General features: G+C 68.0%; 17 protein-coding genes. 6 read left to right on the top strand and 11 right to left on the bottom strand.

Annotated features, from left to right (window positions below; genetic code table 11):
• Positions 1 to 55: 55 nt before the first annotated feature.
• The 8 genes from ACCQ04_RS02855 to mdcA all read right to left on the bottom strand — a co-directional run bounded on the left by ACCQ04_RS02855 (position 56) and on the right by mdcA (position 8,460).
• A complete protein-coding gene (locus ACCQ04_RS02855) occupies positions 56 to 1,411 on the bottom strand; it encodes an SLC13 family permease (protein ID WP_024937865.1) in 1,356 nt (451 codons plus the stop codon).
• 84 nt (positions 1,412 to 1,495) lie between these two features.
• Positions 1,496 to 2,416 carry a malonate decarboxylase subunit epsilon gene (gene mdcH, locus ACCQ04_RS02850; RefSeq protein WP_372358648.1) on the bottom strand — a complete coding sequence of 307 codons (921 nt, stop codon included), beginning with the start codon at positions 2,414 to 2,416 and terminating at the stop codon, positions 1,496 to 1,498.
• Between the two features lie 178 nt (positions 2,417 to 2,594).
• Entirely contained in the window at positions 2,595 to 3,437 is an 843-nt protein-coding gene (mdcB, locus tag ACCQ04_RS02845; protein ID WP_372358647.1) for a triphosphoribosyl-dephospho-CoA synthase MdcB, read from the bottom strand.
• Between the two features lie 332 nt (positions 3,438 to 3,769).
• Positions 3,770 to 4,411 (bottom strand): malonate decarboxylase holo-[acyl-carrier-protein] synthase, encoded by a 642-nt coding sequence (gene mdcG / locus ACCQ04_RS02840; RefSeq protein ID WP_372358646.1) that lies wholly within the window; start codon positions 4,409 to 4,411, stop codon positions 3,770 to 3,772.
• 2 nt (positions 4,412 to 4,413) lie between these two features.
• Positions 4,414 to 5,118 (bottom strand): biotin-independent malonate decarboxylase subunit gamma, encoded by a 705-nt coding sequence (gene mdcE, locus ACCQ04_RS02835; RefSeq protein ID WP_226426907.1) that lies wholly within the window; start codon positions 5,116 to 5,118, stop codon positions 4,414 to 4,416.
• On the bottom strand, positions 5,109 to 6,011 hold the full coding sequence (locus ACCQ04_RS02830) for a biotin-independent malonate decarboxylase subunit beta (protein ID WP_372358766.1): 903 nt from the start codon (positions 6,009 to 6,011) through the stop codon (positions 5,109 to 5,111). The genes mdcE and ACCQ04_RS02830 overlap by 10 nt, the downstream gene beginning before the upstream one ends.
• A 475-nt stretch (positions 6,012 to 6,486) precedes the next feature.
• Positions 6,487 to 6,804, bottom strand: a complete 318-nt coding sequence (gene mdcC / locus ACCQ04_RS02825) for a malonate decarboxylase acyl carrier protein (protein ID WP_016902872.1) — start codon at positions 6,802 to 6,804, stop codon at positions 6,487 to 6,489.
• Positions 6,805 to 6,813: 9 nt separating this feature from the next.
• On the bottom strand, positions 6,814 to 8,460 hold the full coding sequence (gene mdcA / locus ACCQ04_RS02820) for a malonate decarboxylase subunit alpha (RefSeq protein WP_104569156.1): 1,647 nt from the start codon (positions 8,458 to 8,460) through the stop codon (positions 6,814 to 6,816).
• Between the two features lie 193 nt (positions 8,461 to 8,653).
• On the opposite strand from mdcA, the gene ACCQ04_RS02815 reads away from it, so the two are divergent.
• Both ACCQ04_RS02815 and ACCQ04_RS02810 read left to right on the top strand, forming a co-directional pair.
• A complete protein-coding gene (locus tag ACCQ04_RS02815) occupies positions 8,654 to 9,196 on the top strand; it encodes a PadR family transcriptional regulator (protein ID WP_226426908.1) in 543 nt (180 codons plus the stop codon).
• A 358-nt stretch (positions 9,197 to 9,554) separates the two neighbouring features.
• Positions 9,555 to 10,343, top strand: coding sequence for a siderophore-interacting protein (locus tag ACCQ04_RS02810; RefSeq protein WP_226426909.1), 789 nt, complete (start codon positions 9,555 to 9,557; stop codon positions 10,341 to 10,343).
• A 225-nt stretch (positions 10,344 to 10,568) separates the two neighbouring features.
• Here the strand turns inward: ACCQ04_RS02810 and ACCQ04_RS02805 are convergent, their stop codons facing one another.
• Both ACCQ04_RS02805 and ACCQ04_RS02800 read right to left on the bottom strand, forming a co-directional pair.
• Entirely contained in the window at positions 10,569 to 11,300 is a 732-nt protein-coding gene (locus tag ACCQ04_RS02805) for a YceI family protein (protein WP_080716308.1), read from the bottom strand.
• A gap of 229 nt (positions 11,301 to 11,529) precedes the next feature.
• Entirely contained in the window at positions 11,530 to 12,120 is a 591-nt protein-coding gene (locus tag ACCQ04_RS02800) for a malonic semialdehyde reductase (protein WP_046345571.1), read from the bottom strand.
• A 136-nt stretch (positions 12,121 to 12,256) separates the two neighbouring features.
• Here ACCQ04_RS02800 and ACCQ04_RS02795 point away from each other — a divergent pair, with 136 nt between their 5' ends.
• The 4 genes from ACCQ04_RS02795 (at position 12,257) to ACCQ04_RS02780 (ending at position 15,686) form a co-directional block, all read left to right on the top strand.
• The gene (locus ACCQ04_RS02795; protein ID WP_226426910.1) at positions 12,257 to 13,204 is read left to right on the top strand and encodes a mitochondrial fission ELM1 family protein; all 948 of its coding nucleotides are present in this window, start codon (positions 12,257 to 12,259) and stop codon (positions 13,202 to 13,204) included.
• 50 nt (positions 13,205 to 13,254) lie between these two features.
• Positions 13,255 to 14,118 (top strand): DUF2145 domain-containing protein, encoded by an 864-nt coding sequence (locus ACCQ04_RS02790; protein WP_226426911.1) that lies wholly within the window; start codon positions 13,255 to 13,257, stop codon positions 14,116 to 14,118.
• Positions 14,115 to 14,618: a hypothetical protein gene (locus ACCQ04_RS02785; RefSeq protein WP_016902864.1), complete on the top strand. Its 504-nt coding sequence runs from the start codon at positions 14,115 to 14,117 to the stop codon at positions 14,616 to 14,618. The genes ACCQ04_RS02790 and ACCQ04_RS02785 overlap by 4 nt, the downstream gene beginning before the upstream one ends.
• A 510-nt stretch (positions 14,619 to 15,128) precedes the next feature.
• Positions 15,129 to 15,686 (top strand): VUT family protein, encoded by a 558-nt coding sequence (locus ACCQ04_RS02780; RefSeq protein ID WP_104569160.1) that lies wholly within the window; start codon positions 15,129 to 15,131, stop codon positions 15,684 to 15,686.
• A gap of 135 nt (positions 15,687 to 15,821) precedes the next feature.
• On the opposite strand, the gene glnE is transcribed toward ACCQ04_RS02780, so the two are convergent.
• Complete coding sequence (gene glnE, locus ACCQ04_RS02775; RefSeq protein WP_226426912.1) at positions 15,822 to 18,653, bottom strand: bifunctional [glutamate--ammonia ligase]-adenylyl-L-tyrosine phosphorylase/[glutamate--ammonia-ligase] adenylyltransferase; 2,832 nt, start codon at positions 18,651 to 18,653, stop codon at positions 15,822 to 15,824.
• Positions 18,654 to 18,790: the final 137 nt, after the last annotated feature.

Raw genomic sequence — 18,790 nt, 5'->3', positions numbered from 1 at the left:
GTGGGGGCGCCCATTCTACCGGGGCGCCCCAATGCCCTGCCGGACACGGGCCGGATCACAGCCAGCCCGGCACCACGAACAGCAGCCAGGCCACCAGCGGCCCCAGCAACACCACCAGCCCGCTGTAGACCAGGAAGCGGCGGAACAGCGCGTCGCGCTCTTCCTTGGCGGCCGAGGCCACCACCAACGCACCGTTGGTGGAGAACGGGCTGACATCGACGATGGTGGACGACACCGCCAGCGCGCAGATCACCCCGGCCGCGCCGAGCTGGCCCTGCATCAGGAACGGCACCGCCAGCGGGATGGTGGCGCCCAGCACCGCCGCCGACGAGGCGAATGCGGAAACGATGCCGCCGACGTAGCAGACCAGCAGCGCCCCCAGCAGCGGCATGCCGATATGCGATACGCCGGTGCCGATGTAGTCCACCGCGCCGGCCTTTTCAAGCACCGCCACATAGGTGACCACGCCGCTGATCAACAACACCGTTGACCAGCTGATGCCGTCCACCGCGCCCTTCTGCGCGCTGGGCGAGATCAGCGCCAGCGCCACCGCCACGGTGATCGAGACCAAGCCGACGTTGAGGTTGTAGACCAGCGCGGCGATGCCCAGACCGAGCAGGCCGACCAGCGTGATCACCCGATCGCGCGTGATGGCGACCGCCTCCAGCGCCAGCGGATTGGTCGACAAGGTGCCGCCACCGGCGGCCACCAGCGAACCATGCCCTTCGATCGCGAACGGGCGCTTGGAGGCCTGGTCGTCGGCCACCGCCACATACTGCGCATCGGCCAGCGAGACCTCCTGCCGGCGCATCAGCTTGAGCCCGCCGAAGGCGCAGAAGCAGATGATCGCCATCATCAGGTTGAAGCCCAGGCTGGTGAGGAACACCGCCATCTCGGTGACGTCCAGCCCGGCCTTTTCCACCACCTTGTTGGTGATGCCGCCATACACGCTGATCGGCGAAAAGCCGCCGCCCTGCGCGCCATGGATCACCAGCAGGCCCATCATCAAGGGATTGATGCGGTACTGCTTGGCAAAGCGCAGCGCCACCGGGCCGATGATGGCCACCGCCGCCGGCCCGAGCGCACCGAAGGCGGTGAGCAGGCCGGTGATGACGAACATCACCCAGGGAATGGCGACGATGCGCCCGCGCACCGCGCGCACCGCCCAGTGCACCAGCAGATCGATGGTGCCGTTCTTCTGCGCGATGGCGAACAGATAGGTGATGCCGACCAGGGTCAGGAACAGGTCGCCCGGAAAGCCGGCCAGCACCTCCTTGCCGTCCAGCCCCACCCACACGCCACCGATGATGAAGGCCAGCGCGAAGGCCACCGCGCCCATGTTGATGGGCAATGCGGTGGCGACGATGAACATGATCACCAAGCCAAGAATCGTTGCAATTTGCGGGGTCATGCGCCCTCCCAGACACCTGATACGCGTACAGCACGGATGGCCACCCGCCACCCAAGGGTTACGCCGTGTGCACCACCTCGACCGTCATGCCGCGCGCTCGCATGCGGCGTTGACCCACTCGACCACCCCGTGGGCACTCTGAAATTCGTCGACCGATCGCGCTTCGCAGCCCGGCACGCGCTCGCGCGCCATGCGCGCCAATGCGCTACCGGGCCCCAGTTCGAGAAACACCCGCGCGCCGCGCTCGGCAGCCTGCACCAGCACCTCGGACCAGCGCACGGTCTGCGCGATCTGTGCGGCCAGCGTGTCCACCACCAGGGCCTGCGTGGTGACGGCACGCGCATCGATGCCGGCCAGCACACGCAGCCTGGGCGCCTGCACGGCCGCATTGTTCAATTCGACGGCGAAGGCGTCGGCAGCCGCCCGCAACCACGGCGTATGCGCCGGCACGCTCACCGGCAACGGCGTGACACGTGCGCCCTGCGCCTGCGCTGCATCGCCCAGTGCCTGCAGCGCCGCCTGCGGCCCACCGAGCACGGCGTGGTCGTCGCCATTGACGATGGCGATGGCCGCGCCATGCGTCCGGCACAGCGCCTCGAGCGTGCGCAGCGGCAGGCCGAGTACCGCCATCAAGCCGGCATGGTCCGGGCGGGCCGCATCCATCAGGCGTGCGCGGGTGGCAGCCAGCTGCAAGCAGGTGGCGATCTCCATGCTGCCGGCAACCGCATGCGCGGCCAGCTCGCCGACGCTGTAGCCCAGCACCAACACCGGCGTGGGCAGCTGCGCACGCAGCACCTGCCAGTGCGCCAGCGCGCCGGCGCAGACCAGCGGCTGTGCGATGGCATTGGTGTAGCGGGAGTTGTCTGCGGCCAGCGTTTGCGCCGAGGCGCCAAGCACCGTGCTCGCGGCAGCGATTACCTCGGCCGCGGCAGGCGCATCGGCAACCCGCGCGAACATCGCGGCGTGCTGCCCACCCTGGCCGGGACAGAGCACGGCCAGGCTCATGCGGTGGCCTGCTTGCAGGCAGCCGCGCGCGCTGTGCTTGTGCCGCCCTGATTCGCGCTGCGGGCTTCTTCTTCCGCGACCAGGACAAGCAGGCCGTTCACTGAGGCAGTGCGAAGGGCCGCGCCGCCACACGCCTGCATGGACGTTGCCTTCGCAGGTGCCAGTGGCCGATACAGGCTCATGCCGTCTCCTGACAGTGCAGGAACCAGGCACAGGCCAGCAGATCGGCGCTGCCGCCCGGGCTCAGGCGACGCGCGACAAATTGCCTGCCGATGGTGTGCAGGCACGCGCGCCACTGCGGGTGCGCGATGCCGCCATCGGCCAGAAACGCATGCGCCTGCGCCTTTGCGTAAGCCAGCCCGTCTTGCCCGCCGCGATGCAGCAGGTTGAGATCGTCGACCTCGGCAACCAGGTGCATCAAGGTCTGCGCCAGCGCGGCCTCGCGCGTCGCGCCGCTGCGCAGTGCGCTACGCAGAGACGGCAGTGCGATCTCGCGCAGCAATGGATACCCGGCCGCGGCCTGCTCGCGCACGCCACTGATCTGAAACGCCGCGCGCACGCGCTGGCCATTGCTGCATGGATCCAGCGGCGCGGCCCGCAATGCACCGCGCCAGACCTGCACCGCGCCGCAGACTGCTTCGCCGCTAGGGGCATGCCCATGCACGCCACGCAAGCGCGCCGCCTGCGCAGTGAGCAGGCCTAGGCTGAAGATTGCACCGCGATGAGTGTTGATGCCGCCGGTGGCGCGCAGCATCGCCGCTTCGGCCGCGATGCCGAGCTGGCGCAATTGCCCGAACGGCGCGTTGTCGATACCGGCCTGTGCAATCGCGACGAAATAGCCGCGCAGGGCGAACAGGCTGCGCAGGAACGTCGACGCATCCATATCGGCATGGCTGCCGCTGTCGAACGGCGTGACCAGGCCGGGCTTGGGCGCGCAGCCGAGTTCCGCATGCAGGGCGGCGACCGCCAGCCGACCCAGCCGATGCGCCAGTGCGCTGGCAGTGCCGGCTTCAGGATGCAATGCGTGTTGTCGGGCTGCACTGTCTTGCAGCTCGCCATGCGTGCATGCAACGCGCGATGGCGCATGCACGCGATCCGAACCAGCGCCTTCGAGCGCGAGGCGCAGTAGCGGCTGCGGCGGTACGTCGTGCGTTGCTGCCGGTGTTGGTGCCAGTGTCGGTGCGAGCGTCGATTCGCGATCGGCACGAATCAGGTGCGTCGATTGGCTGACCGCATCAACTAGGGATGGTGCAATGCCCGTTTGTTTGGCTCCTGTCACTGGCCGCCGGCGCTCCACCGCGTTGCAAGGCGTCACGGAGCGCCTGGCATCGGCAGTGCGTTCGACCAGCGTGCTCATGCCGCGCTCCACACCGCAAACAGCGCGCTGCGCGGCAGCAAGCGACAGCCGTCGGTGGACTTCACCAAGACCTGTTGCGCGCTGCCGGCGTATTCGCGCCAGTTCACCGCGGTGTCGTCGGGCAGCAGCAGTTCGCCGTCTGCGCGCAGCCCGTGGCGCTGTTCCCAGCGCTGCAGCACTGTCACCACGGCCTGCGCCTGTTCGGGTGTGGCGATGGACCACAGCAGATCCAGATCCGATTGCGCGTGCACATACGCAAGCCCGGTCAGGGCCTGCCATGCGAAGCTGCCGAAGACGCGCGGCTGCAGGGCGTTGGCATCGCACTGGGTCAGCAAGGCCTGCAGTGCAGGCTGCATCGCGGCGGGTGCGGCTGCGATCACCGCGTCCAGCGCCAATGGCGCGGTGCTGCGCGCAACCTCGTCCAGGCCGGCGCTCAAGGCCAGGCGTTGCTTGCCTTCGTCTGGCGGCAACGGCACGCCCAGCCGCAGGCTGCCGGGCGCCTCGCTGCCATCGCCACGCGCCACCACTGCCGGCAGACCCGCGGCAAACCACTGCTGCAGCCGTGGCTGCGCACCCGGCGTCAGCGCTTGCCAGCGCGCGCCGGGATGCAGCCACACCAGTGCGTGGCGGCCGGGCATGCTCAGCCCTCGCCCGCGGCCACTGCGGCAGCGACATCGCGCGCCAGGGTGCGCCCGCCACGCTGCGCGCCACGTGCCCGGCGTTGATCGCCATCGCTGGGCGCGGCCAGGGCATCGCCCAGCGCCTGCGCCAGATCGCCATCCCAGAGCGACTCCACCGCGCCCATGCGCACGTAGTTCTCCACGCCAGGCGCAAACACCGGCGAGCTCTTGCTCAGCGCCTGCAAGGTGTCCACGCTCTGCTTGGTCACGCGCGCCATCGCGCGCAGATCCATCACGCGGATCTGCGCATCCGGCAATGCGTGGATGTGATCGGCCATCAGACCGAACGACAGAAAGCCGCCGCTGACCGATTCGCCATACACCAGCGTGACCAGCCGCGCGCCGCGCTTGCGCGCCAGATCCAGCGTGCGTGCCAGATGCGCGAAATAGCCGTTGATGCCCAGCAGTTCGTCGCGGCGCGCCAGCCGTTGCCCGGCGGTATCGGCCAGCATCACGATCGGCCGCTGCGGATGCGCGCGCGTGCTCGCCAACACGGTCGCCGCCAGTGCCAGCGCGTGGTCCACGCCGACTTCCAGCTTGTTGGCGGTGCCGATCACGGTGACCTCGCCTGCGGCCGTGGTGGCACTGCCGGTGAGCACATCGTCGTTGCAGGCGATCGCGTGGCCGAGCGGAAACAGCTGGTCCAGCAGTTGGCTCAGTTCCATGGCGTGCTCCGGTCGGCGGTGGCGGCGAGGAAGGCGTCGGTATCCAGCAGCGGCAGGCGCTGCGCATCGACAATGCCCTGCCGCTGCCAGATCTCCAGGCCGTCGCGGCAATCGCCATAGGCGGCGATGCGCGTGGCCAACTGCTGCTGTGCAAGTTCCAGCGCCTGCAATGCGGCCTCGCCTTCCGGCTCAGTCAGCGTGTCCAGCGCCTGCACGGCGGCCTCGGCGAATGCGGCGATGCGGTCGGCCACCAGCGTCTGCGCCTCGCCCAGCAGATAGCGGTGCTTGCCGCCGGTGATGCGCCACACCAGGGCGCGATCACGCGCGTCGAACTCCTCCACACCGCGCACGGTTTCGATCACGTCCGGGCCGGACAGCGACAGGCGGCCTTCTTCGGACATGATCACCGCGCTGCAGCAGCGCGCCACGATGCCCATGCCGCCGAAGGCGCCGTTACCGCTGCCGATCAAGGCCAGCACCGGCACGCCGGCGGCGCGCGTGTTCAAGGTGGCACGCATGATTTCGGAGATGGCGATCAGGCCGGCGTTGGCTTCGTGCAGGCGCACGCCGCCGGTGTCGAGCAGCAACAGCACCGCCGCCGGTTGCGTGGCGGCGGCGCGTTCGAGCAGGCCGGTGAGCTTGGCACCGTGCACCTCGCCGACGCCGCCGCCCATGAAGGCGCCTTGCTGCGCGGCGATCAGCACGTTGCGCCCACGCAGTGTGCCTTCACCGACGACGATGCCGTCATCGAAGGCGCCGGGCGTGTCCAGCTGGGCCAGATGCGGGCTGATCAGGCGACGGCGCGGACCGACGAATTCGCGGAAGCTGCCAGCATCCAGCACGCCATCGATGCGCTCGCGCGCATCGGCCTCGTAATAGCTGCGCTCGGCCATGGGAATGGTGGTGCTCATACGTATCTCCCAACGACAGGCGTAGGAGCGCACCCGGGCGCGACTGCAGCGTTACCGGGAAAGCCCGTCGCGCCCTGGTGCGCTCCTACGGGATTGCTGCGGTCGGCACTAACGACAGTGGTGCTCCCCACGACGCGCGTAGGAGCGCACCCGGGCGCGACTGCGGCGTTACCGGGAAAGCCCGTCGCGCCCTGGTGCGCTCCTACGGGATTGCTGCGCTCGGCACTATCGACCGTGGTGCTCCCGACGACGCGCGTAGGAGCGCACCTGGGCGCGACTGCAGCGTTACCGGGAAAGCCCGTCGTGCCCTGGTGCGCTCCTACGGGATTGCTGCGCTCGGCACTATCGACAGTGGTGCTCCTAACGACGCGCGTAGGAGCGCACCCGGGCGCGACTGCGGCGTTACCGGGAAAGCCCGTCGCGCCCGGGTGCGCTCCTACGGGGTGAGAGGGGTGGCTCATGCGGCGGCTCCCTGCAGGACGTCTAGCGCCTGCTCCAGGCGCAGGCTCACCACCGCTGGGGTGGCGCCGACATCGTTGATGCTGATGCGCACATCGCGCAGCGGATGGCGCGCGGCGAAATCGTCCAGCACCGCCTGCCAGATCGTGCCGAACCCGCGCGCAGCGGTGAGGATCTCGATCTCCATCGCGCCGTCCAGCGGCACGCGCTCGACCAGCACTTCCAGGTTGCCGGAGGCGACCACGCCGACCAGCGCATGGTCCAGCCCGGCGCGTGCGCCATGCTGGCCATCGAAGCGATACCGCAGGGTTTCCATGCTGTGCCCCTACCAGTTGCGAAAACGTTTCGGCGGGTCGTACAACCCACCGGACCAGCGCACCAGGTCCTTGACCGTGCGCGCGGCGAGCAGGTCGCGCGTGGCATCGCGTGGACGAATCCCTAAGTCTTCCGGCCGCTTGATAACGCCGCGATCGCGCAGGTTCTCCACCGCGCGCTTGTCGCGGCCCAGGCCGACGGCGGTGTAACCGGACACGCCACGGATGGCCTGCTCGCGCTCTTCGGCGCTGCGGCATAGCAACAGGTTGGCAATGCCTTCCTCGGTCAGCACGTGGCTGACGTCGTCGCCGTAGATCATCACCGGCGGCAGCGGCATGTTGGCGCGCTCGGCCAGTTCCCAGGCATCGAGCCTGTCGACGAAGGCCGGTGCCATGTGTTCGCGGAAGGTTTCCACCATCTGCACCACCAGCTTGCGTCCGCGCGGCATCTCGCCGGGACGCGCCGCCTCGCGCCCGGCCTTGAGCCAGGCGTCGCTGGCGTGCCGGCGGCCGCGCGCATCCGAGCCCATGTTGGGCGCGCCGCCGAAACCGGCGATGCGGTCGCGCGTGGCGGTGGAGCTGTTGCCCTGCAGATCGATCTGCAGGGTGGAGCCGATGAACATGTCGCAGGCATACAAGCCGGCGGTCTGCGACAACGCCCGATTGGAGCGCATGCTGCCGTCGGCACCGGTAAAGAAGATGTCCGGACGTGCGGCGATATAGGCCTCCATGCCCAGTTCCGAACCGAACGAATGCACCGAGTGCACGAAGCCCGATTCGATCGCCGGGATCAGCGCCGGATGCGGATTGAGCGCCCAGTGCCGGCAGATCTTGCCCTTCAGCCCCAGCGATTCGGCATAGGTGGGCAGCAGCAATTCGATCGCGGCGGTGTCGAAGCCGATGCCGTGGTTGAGCCGGTCCACGCCGTATTCGGCGTAGATGCCCTTGATCGCCATCATCGCCATCAGCACCTGGATCTCGGAGATCTGCGCCGGGTCGCGGGTGAACAGCGGTTCGATGTAGTTGGGCCTGGGCGCCTGGGTGACGAAGTCCACCCAGTCGGCCGGGATGTCCACGCGCGGCAGCGTGTCCACGATCTCGTTGACCTGCGCAATCACGATGCCGCCCTTGAACGCGGTGGCCTCGACGATCACCGGGGTGTCTTCGGTATTCGGGCCGGTGTAGAGATTGCCGTGGCGGTCGGCGGCCTGCGCGGTGACCAGCGCGATGCGCGGTGTCAGGTCGATGAAGTAACGGCCGAACAATTCCAGGTAGGTGTGGATGGCGCCGATCTCGATGCGGCCCTCGCCGACCAGCCCGGCCAGGCGCGCGGCCTGCGGGCCGGAGAACGAGAAATCCAGCCGCTTGGCGATGCCGCGCTCGAACACGTCCAGATGCGCGGGCAGCGACAACACCGATTGCACCATGTGCAGGTCGTGCACGCGCACCGGGTCCACCTCGGTGAGGCAGCGCGCCAGGAAGTCGGCCTGCTTCTGGTTGTTGCCTTCCAGGCAGACGCGGTCGCCGGGTTCGATCACCGCCTCCAGCAGCGCCACCACGTCGTCGGCGGCCACCACGCGCCCCTGCGGCGCCAGGGCTGCGGCGCGCTGCAGGCGCTGGCGCCGGCTTTCGGCCTGGGTGTCCCACTGTCGACTCATGCGTCTGCCTCACCGGGCCAAGCCCGTAATGTCGAAGTAATTACATCGTAATTATGGAGGCCAGCCGTGTCTAGCCGCGTTGCAGCATGGGCGGCAGGGATGGCCAGGCCGGTCAGCCGGGCGACAGGCAGGCCCTTGCGGGCCGCCACACTTCGATATATCTTTTCGCCATTCTTCGATATATCGAATAACAATGCGCTCCCGCCACGACGACCTGCCGAGCGAGCTCGATCCATCTGCAGCGCCCAGTGCGACGCGTCGCGGCGGCGCCGGGCGCGCACGGCCGCTGGAACATGGCGACCTGCGCTTGCTGCTGCTGGCGCTGATCGAGCAACAGCCACGCCATGGTTATGAGCTGATGCGGCAGATCACTGCACTGTTCAAAGGCCTGTACACGCCCAGCGCGGGCGCCATCTATCCGGCGCTGGCGCAGCTCGAAGCCGATGGCTGGGTGCAGACCGCGCTGGACGAAGGACGTAAGCGCTACCAGGTCACCCCCTCCGGCCGTACGTATGCGGCGCAGCACCGAGATGCACTGGATGCGGCGCTGGCCCGCACCCACCGCCGCGCACGCGAGCTGATCAAGGCACAGACCCCGGCGCCGATTCGCGAGGCCATCCACCGCATCAAGCACGGCCTGTTTGCGCGGCACGGGCAATGGACGAATGCAGAAACCACACGCATTGCCACGCTACTCAACGCCGCCGCTGACGGCATGGAGCGCGACGACGGCTGAGTGCGTCTATCGCCGTGGTCCGAAGCCAACCGATACCGGTTTGAATGCGACTTGCGGCAGTGACGCGTCATCGCGGTGTTTGCGTTACGCGGCGTCAGTGGCATGCATGCATTGCTGTTCCTGCGCTGTTCCGCGATTTGATCAGCGTGTCGCTGCACGGCATCGATCTTGCTTGTTTGGGAGATGCACGCGGCTTCGCCCGTACCGGCATCCGCCGCTGCGGGGCACCTTCTTCCGATGGGAGAAGGGTGAGCAACAACCGCTGTTCTTTGCCAGCTCGCTGGCCAGATCGTCGCATCACCGTTTGCAGTCACTCCCCCGCCGCGCATCTGCGCGCCACATCCAGGAATCGCACTACATGGCCATCCACACCCACACCCAACTCCGCCGCGATCCGCGCCTGCGCTCCGTGCAGGTGGTGCGCTGCGAATCGCTGACGCCGCAGATGCGTCGCATCGTGTTTGGCGGCAGCGAGCTTGCCGGCTTTCAGAGCGAGGCACCGGACGATCACGTCAAGCTGTTCTTCCCTAATTCCGATGGCGCCTTCGTGCTGCCGACGATGACGCCGGATGGCCCGCGCTATGCCGAAGGCGCGCTGCCCTCGCCCGGCCGCGATTACACCCCGCGTGCATTCGATCCGCAAAGCGGCGAGCTGAGCATCGACTTCGTGCTGCACGGCGACGGCGTGGCCTCCAGCTGGGCGGCGCAGGCACAGCCCGGCGATACGCTGAAGATCGGCGGCCCGCGCGGCTCGTTCCTGGTTGCCGACGACTACGACCACTACGTACTGATCGGCGATGAAACCGCGCTGCCCGCGATCGGCCGCTGGCTGGAAGCGATGCCCGCCGACATGCATGCAGAGGTCTTTATCGAAATCGCCGATGCGGCCGAGCGCCAGGAACTGCTCAGCGCCGCCGAGGTGGACGTGTACTGGCTGGAACGCAACGGCTTCGATGCCGCCAGCAGCACGCTGCTGGAAGACAGCCTGCGCGATTACGAGCCGCACGACGGCGACACGTTCTACTGGATCGGTACCGAATCCATGCGCGCGCGTGCGATGCGCAAGTTTCTCGAAGAGCACATGGGCGTGGACAAGGACTCGGTGCGCGCGAAGGGCTACTGGAAGACGAACCCTGCTGCGGAGTGAGGCGTTGGCGTGCGCATCGTGGCGGGGCGGAGGGTGGAGCTGTCGCGGCCTGGGCCGCTCCTACAAAAGCCGGGGGGGGGTGGGTGCAGGTGCGCTTGTTTGGGCCTGCGCCACGCGCGCCGTGGCTGCGGTCAAGCGCTCAAGCAAAAGCCCGCCGATTGGCGGGCTTTTGCGTTCCGCACATCGGTGCGATCGCTCGCACCGATGCATCGACTGCGCTGCGACTTACTTGGCAGCAGCAGCGTCACCGGCCTTGGCCTGCAGGGCTTCGGTGGTGATGCGGATCTTCACTTCGTCGCTGACGTTCGGGGCGTACTGGCCCACGCCGAAGTCGGTGCGCTTGATGGTGGTGGTGGCGTCGAAACCGGCTGCCGGCACCTTCTTCATCGGGTGCTCGCCGGCACCGTTGAGGGTGACGTCCAGCACGACCGGCTTGGTCTGATCCTTGATGGTCAGGTCGCCGGTGACGGTCAGCTTGTTGGGGCCGGCCGCTTCGACCTTGGTGCTCTTGAAGGTGGCGGTCGGGAACTTGGCCGCGTCGAAGAAGTCACCGCTCTTCAGGTGCTCGTCGAACTTGGCGGTGAAGCTGTTCAGGCCCGACAGCGGCAGGGTGACCTGCACGGTGGACTTGGTCACGTCGGCCGCGTCGTACACCAGGGTGCCGTCGACATTGCCGAAATGCGCGCTCGGGTTGGAGAAGCCGAAGTGGCTCCACTGCGCGATCACGTCGGTATGGCTCGGATCCAGCGTGTAGGTACCGGAGGCCACTTCCACAGCCGGCGCGGTCGAGGCGGCCGGCGCAGCAGCCGGGGCAGGGGTGGTGGCAGCGGCATCGGCCGGTGCGGTGGCGGCCGGGGTTTCGGCAGCAGGTGCGGCGGCGTTGTCGGCCGGCTTGGAGCAGGCGGCGATGGCCAGGGTCAGGGCGAGCGGCAGCAACAGTTTGTGGGTGGTCTTCATTGAAACTCCTTGAGATGAGGGACCGCATTGGATCAACGCGGATGGAACAGACGCAGACGGACGAGGACTGCAGGAAAATCGAAACGGGCGCCTGGGGCGGATTGCACAAGGCGCGGTCGTCAGGTGGTGCGGGTGGCGCGCCCCGAAGCCGGAGTGTACGTGGCTCCTGCCTGCTGGAGCGCCGGCTGCGCACGCCCGACGGTGCGCGCAGCTGCGGTGCCCGCCGCTATTACTCGATGCGTGCGGCTTCGTCGAAGCTCAGCCGCGGCAGCCGCGGGAACAGCCCGGCCGGATCGCCATAGCCCAGATTGACCAGGAAGTTGGACTTGATCGGCGTGCCGGCAAAGAACGCCGCGTCCACCTTGTCATTGTCGAAGCCGGACATCGGGCCGGCATCCAGACCCAGCGCACGCGCGGCCAGGATCAGGTAGGCGCCCTGCAGCGAGCTGTTACGGAACGCGCCGGACACGCGCATCTCGCGCGAGCCTTCGAACCAGCTCTTGGCATCGGCATGCGGGAACAGGTACGGCAGTTTTTCGTGAAATTGCTCATCGGAGCCGATGATTACCGTGACCGGCGCGGCCAGCGTCTTGGTGGCATTGGCCTCGGACAGTGCCGGCTTGAGCTTCTGCTTGCCCTCCGGCGTGGTCACGAACACGAAACGCGCCGGCGACCCGTTGGCGGCGGTCGGGCCCCACTTCAGCAGATCGTAGAGCTCGCGCAGCTGCGCCTCGCTCACCGGCTTGTCGAGAAAGGCGTTTTGCGTGCGGGCGGTGCGAAACAGCTGATCCAGCGCGGCAGCGTCGAGCAAGTCGGACATGGAGACTCCGGGAAACAAGGGAATGGGCGACAGTAGGGTGCAGCACCGGCGCCAGCGTGAAGACCCGCAGTGTAGAGTGACGCGATTGCTGCAACACACGCTCAATCTGAAACAAATCTATGTCGGATCTGAAACGATGGCGCTGACCTGGGCGGTCAGCGACGGCCGCGCCGGCAATGCACGCCAGGCCGAGGCCTTGGCGCAGGCGCTGCACTCCACGCCGGTCACGGCGCTGCATCTGCAGGCCCGCGCGCCATGGCGTTGGGCCGCACCGCGCCTGTTGCCGGGCGCGCAGGCGGCGTTTGGATCCGGCTTCGCCCGGCAATTGCAGCAGCCGCCGGCGCTGGCGATCGGCTGCGGGCGCCAGGCCGCGCTGGCCACCCGGCTGCTGCGCACGCACGGCAGCCAGGTGGTGCAACTGCTGGATCCGCGCCTGGACCCGCGCCACTGGGATCTGCTGGTCGTGCCCGAGCACGATGCGCTGCGTGGCGCCAACGTGCTTACCCTGCTCGGCAGCCTGCACCCGGTGGACGATGCCTGGCTGGCCGCCGGGCGCGCCGCCTTCGCCGCGCTCGGCGCGCTGCCCGGCCCGCGCGTGGCGCTGTTGATCGGCGGCCCCACCGCGCAGCTGCCCTGGACCACCGAAGCGCTTGCGGTACTGTGCACGCACCTGCGCGCGCAGGTGCTCGCCGCCGGCGGCAGCCTGCTGGTCACCACTTCACGGCGTACGCCGCACGAGGCGATCGGGATGCTGCGCAAGATGCATGCAGGGCTGCCAGGCCTGCTGTGGTGCGACGAGCGCGACGGGCCCAATCCGTACGCCGGCCTGCTGGGCTGGGCCGATGCGATCGTGGCCAGTGCCGACTCGGTCAACCTGCTCTCCGAAGCCTGCGCCACGCGGGTCCCGGTGGCAGCGGCGTTTGCCGGACAGGCGCAGGGACGAGTGGCGACGTATGTGCGGGCACTGCAGGCGCGTGGCCGTCTGTGCGATGCCGGCGATGTTTTCGCAACGCCGCCGCAACTTCACCCATTGCGCGAAACCCAGCGCATCGCCGCACTGGTGCGTGCGCGCCTGCACGTATGATGGTGCCGCCGCCGATGCCACGGGGCAGACACAAGGACGCTGCACTCCCCATGCAACTTGCACATAAACGGCGCGGTTGGTTTGCAACGGCGCTGTTGCTCGTCTCCCTGACCTGCGCACTCCCCGCCATCGCCGCGCCGGTGTGCACCCCGCACTATCCAACGCCCGCCACGCTGGCGGCGATGTTCGACATGGCCAGGTCCACCCAACAGGCGCTGGATGCAGTGGACGGTGCGCAGGTCGTGCTGCTGGCACGCGGCGGCCAGGATCTGAGCCGCTATGGGCTGAAACACAGCCATCTGGCCTTCGCGCTACGCGAGGACGATGGCACCTGGCGGGTGAAACACCTGCTCAATCACTGCAAGTCGGACAACTCCGCGCTGTATCACGAGGGCCTGAGCAACTTCATCGGCGAAACTGCCCTCGCTGCCGATCTGCGCGTCGGCGTGCCGGCACCGGTGCTGCAGCAGCAACTGCGCACGTTGCTGCAGGATCCGGCCACGCTGGCACATGCGCTGCACGAGGCGCGCTACAGCATGATCGCCTACCCGTTCTCCACCGATTATCAGAATTCCAACCAGTGGGTGCTCGAAGTGCTGGCGGCGGCGTTGGCGGCGACCAGCGCAGCAGAGGCGACAGCTGCACCGGTGAGCGATCGACGCAGCGCGCAAGCCTGGCTCAAACGCAATGGCTACCAACCTACGCGCCTGCATCTGGATCTGAGCAAGCGCATCGGCGCACGTTTCTTCGTCGCCAATGCCGCAGTGACCGACCATCCCGCCGGCGAGCGCATCTCCGGCAACTATTCGGTGATCACGGTCGAGTCGGTGTTCGATTTCCTGCAGCAGCAACACATGCTGCAGCAGGACCAAGCCATTCCACACAGCGTTGCCACGCACGGAGCATCTCCATGAACATCCCTCTTCGATCTGCCGGCCTCGGGCTGCTGCTGGCCATCTCGTTTGGCCAGCCGATGCAGGCCCATGCGGGCCTGACCACGATCACCCGTGGCGATGCCTCGGCGATGTCGGCGATCCTGGTGATCTCCGCGCCGTATTTCGTGTCGTTGGCGCTGGGCCATAGTGCGATCGCAGGCTCGGAAGCCTTGAGCGACGCATCGCACAAGGCCTCGGCCGGGCCATTGCCGCCGATGCGGGTGAAGTCGGTGGAAAAAAAGACTGACGGCGGCTGCCAGGTGCAGTTGCAGGATCCGGCAAACGCCGAGAACACCGCGCTGCTGCGCTGGCCGGCCCGCCAGGACGACCCGACTGCGGGCTTTCGCGTTGGCGAGACGGTGACCTTCCAGCCGAGCCCGGCTGGTGCCGGCTGGACGGTGCAGTCGCCACAAGGCCAGGCGCTGGCATTCGTGCCAACCGCGGAATCCGCCGCGCAGAACAGCAGCACCACCTGGTGATGCAGGGAAGCGGCTTGCAGACGCTGTCGGCCAGGATGGCGCGTCACTGACGCACCGTTTGCGGATACGGCGCTACGTGCGGTGCGTGCGGTACCTGCGGTGCGCGCAGAGGCATCTTCCACTGTCTGCCTAACTGCCTGCGCAATGGTTTGTTGATCACCGACGCGTACTGCCACGTGCCGATGCAGAGCCTTGGCGCACCGATGCGTGGCACGCACGCAGGTAATTGCCAGCGTGCTGATCGCGCCGTAATCGGCAACGCTGTACACGCAGATTGCCTGATGACCCGCCGGCATGCGCTCGAACGGCAGCGCGGCGCTCACGCATCGCGCGATTACGCGAGCACGAGCGATCCGCACCGCGTCACTCACCAATGCTGGCGGCCATGCGTTGACCGGCACACTGGTTGAACCAGCAGCTCGCGGCCGTGTCGTGCATACGCGTTGGTGCACTGGCCCACATACGCCAACACGCGGATAATCCGCGCTGTTCTGTCACTACCGCACCCTCATGTCCAGCACCGCGCCGACGCCGTTCACCCCACTCACCGCGCGCGCATTGGCGTGGGCGGTCCTGGCCATGGGCACGGTGGTGCTGTTGTCCAACATCCTGGTGCAGTACCCGATCAACGATTGGCTGACCTGGGGCGCGTTCTCGTATCCGTTGGCGTTTCTGGTGAGCAACCTGATCAATCGCCGCTTCGGCCCGCGCGCGGCGCGCAAGGTCGCCTGGTGCGGGTTTGCGCTGGCGGTGGTGTTGTCGCTCTGGCTGGCCACCCCGCGCATCGCGGCGGCCTCGTGCACCGCCTTCATCGCTGCGCAGCTGCTGGATATCAGCGTGTTCGACCGGCTGCGCAGTGGCAATTGGTGGCGTGCGCCGATCGTGGCCACCACCTGCAGCGCCACGCTGGATACGACGATCTTCTGGAGCATCGCCTTTGCTGGCGCTGGACTGCCATGGATCAGCTGGGCGGCCGGCGACCTGGCGGTGAAGCTGGGCATGGGTGTGTTCCTGCTCGGCCCGTTCCGCGCACTGCTGTGGCGCAGTGCGCCGCGCCCGCAGGGCTGACCGGCTCGCCTGCGCACCGGCAATCAGGCCAACAGCAGGCGCGGTGCAGGGACGCCACTCCAACGCACCCGCGTTTCTGCCTACCCGGCCTGCGCGCTGCACGCATCTCACCTTGCAACGCCAGCTACCGGCCACTCAAGGCGGTAGCGTTGCCACGTCCTTGCCGAGCGGAAACTCCAGCCCTTGCGCGTGCGCGGTAGTGAAGATGCTGTGCCGTGCCTGCTCGATGGCAGGCGTTGGCGGGATCAGCCGCGGCCGGCGATCCAGGGTGCAACTCAGGCCCGCTTCCACCAAGGCGGCATGCGCCTGGTGCAGCGGTGCGGCACGCTCGGCCGGCAGCCATTGCACCTGCACCAAGGCATCGATCAAGGCGGGCGTGGCGCAGGCCAGCAGCAACTCAGGATGCTGTGCGGCCTGGCCGAGCACGCCGGCCTGCAGGACGAATTCCAGATCGACCAGGCCGCCGGCGCCCTGCTTGAGATCCAGCCGCCCCGCATCGCTGCGATCCAGTTCGCTGCGCATGCGCGCGCGCATCTTGCGCACGTCCTCGTGCAGCACGGCGGTGTCGCGCACACGTGTCAGCGTGTCGGCACGCACCTGCGCGAAGGCCGCGCACAGCGCCGCATCGCCGGCCACCGCACGTGCACGCACCAGCGCCTGATGCTCCCAGGTCCAGGCGCGCTCGCGCTGGTAGTCGCGGTAACTGGCCAGCGATGACACCAACGCGCCCTTGCCGCCATCCGGGCGCAGCCGCACATCGATCTCGTAGAGACGGCCGGCGCCGGTTTCGGCGGCCAGCAGTGTCATCACCTTCTGCGCCAGCCGCGCAAACCAGCGCCCTGCTTCCAGCGCTCGCTTGCCATCGGAGGCTTCCACCTCGCGTGGATGGTCGTAGAGAAACACCAGATCCAGGTCCGAGCCGAAGCCCAGCTCCAGGCCGCCCAGGCTGCCGTAGCCGATGATGGCGAACGCCCCGCCCGGCACCTGCCCGTGCGCGGCGATCAGTTCGCGGCGCGCCAGCTGCAGCACCGTCTGCACCACCGCTTCGGCCAACCAGGCCAGTTGCTGGGTGCTGTCCACCGCCTGCTGGCGGCCATCGAGCGTGGCCAGCGCAATGCGGAAGCTCAAGGCGAGCCGGCGCTCGTTGAGTTCGCGCAGCGCCGCTTCGGTGTCCTCGATCTGCAAGGTGTCCAGGCACGCAGCGTGCAACGCATCGCGGTCGGGCAACGGACCGCTGATGCGGGTGTCGAGCAGTTCGTCCAGCAACAGCGGATGCGCAGCCAGGCGCTCGGCCAGCAAGGCGCTGCGCGAGAGCACATCGACCAGGCGTGCGAGTGCGCTGGGTTGTTCGTCCAGCAGCGCCAGGTAGCTGGTGCGGCGCAAGGTGGATTGCAGCAGGCCGAGCACGCGGCGCACGGCGGCATCCGGCTGGCTGGCGCGGGTGGCCGCATGCAGCAGCGCCGGCATGACGCGGTCCAGCCGCGCGCTTGCGGTATCGGAGAGCGCACGCACGCCGGAGGACTGCGCAAAATCGGCCAGCACCTGATGCGCGCCGGCTGGATCGTGCAATCCAATGCCAGCCAGCGGCGCGGCATCGCCTTCCGGCAAGGCGCGCCAGTAGTCGGCAAGCGCATCGGGGGCGGTGGCGCGCACGCGCGGTGCCAGCAGCTCGGCAAATTCGGCGGCAACGCGCGCGCGTTGCGGGGCGAGTGCCTGCAGCAATGTCGGCCAATCCGCATAACCCAGGCCCAGCGCGATGCGTTCGCGATCCAGCGGCGCCTGCGGCAAGGCATGGGTCTGTGCATCGCGCAACATCTGCAGACGATTTTCGAGCCGGCGCAAGAAGCGATACGCCTCGGTCAATGCATGCCCGTTGTCCGCATCGATCTGGCCGGCCTCCACCAGCGCCTGCAAGGCAGGCAACAGGCGACGCTCGCGCAGGCTCGGCTCGCGCCCACCGCGAATCAGCTGCAGCGATTGCGCCAGGAACTCGATCTCGCGGATGCCGCCCGGCCCGCGCTTGATGTCGTCCAGACGATCGTGGCGGGCGACTTCGGCAGTGATCGCCGCCTTCATCTCGCGCAGGCCGTCCAGTGCGGTGAAGTCCAGATAACGCCGGTAGACGAAGGGCCGCAGCGTCTCCAGCCAGGCTTCGCCGGCATCGATATCGCCGGCCACCGCGCGCGCCTTGAGCCAGGCATAGCGCTCCCAGTCGCGTCCTTCGCGCTGGAAGTACTGGTCCATGCCGGTGAACGACAGGGCCACCCGCCCGGCCGTGCCGAACGGGCGCAGACGCAGATCCACGCGATGGCTGAATCCATCGGCCGTGGTCTCGTCGAGCAGCTTGGCCAACTGCTGGCCAAGCCGCGCAAAATATTCCTCCGCTGCCAACGGGCGGGCACCATCGGACTGGCCGCCCTGCGGATACGCATAGACCAGATCCACATCCGAGGAAAAATTCAGCTCGCCACCACCGAGCTTGCCCAGCCCGAACACCACCAGCCGCTGCACGCTGCCGTCTTCGGCAATCACCTGGCCATGGCGGTCGCGGAATTGCTGCTCCAACGCCTGCAGCCCACATTGCAGGCAGGTTTCGGCCAGGCGGGTGGCACCGGCCAGGGTGGCATCGACACTGTCCAGATCGAGCACATCGCGCCAGACCAGGCGCGTGGATTCGGCACTGCGGTAGCGCCGCAACTGCGCCGGCCAGGCCTGGGGCTGTGCGGGGTCGAGCACCGGTAGTGGCAACGGCGGTGGATCCGGCTGCGCCAGGTGCTGCAGCAATGCCGGCTGACGCGCCAAGGTATCGAGCGCAAACTCGCTGGCGAGCGCAACCTGTTCGAGCTGCCGAGCGAAGTCATCGCCCGGCCAGGGCTGGTCGGCCGGCACGGCATGACGGACACGCGCCACAGCCCGCTCGATCAGGGCGGTGAGCGCAGGAGACACGGATGAGATAGGCAGCGACATGCGCCGATTCTGGCATCCCTGCGCGATGGCGGCACGTGTCTACGGTTGATCCAGCGGTGTCTAGAGGCAGCAATGCAACTACAGGGGTTACCACCGCGCTGCGTGTAGTCCCATCAGCATGCGGTCATGTCGGCGGG

This window comes from Xanthomonas sp. NCPPB 2866 (genome assembly GCF_041475745.2).
Classification (GTDB): Bacteria; Pseudomonadota; Gammaproteobacteria; order Xanthomonadales; family Xanthomonadaceae; genus Xanthomonas; species Xanthomonas arboricola.
The sequence above is the reverse complement of the archived record's forward strand: the minus strand, read 5'-3'. Positions and strand labels throughout refer to the sequence as shown.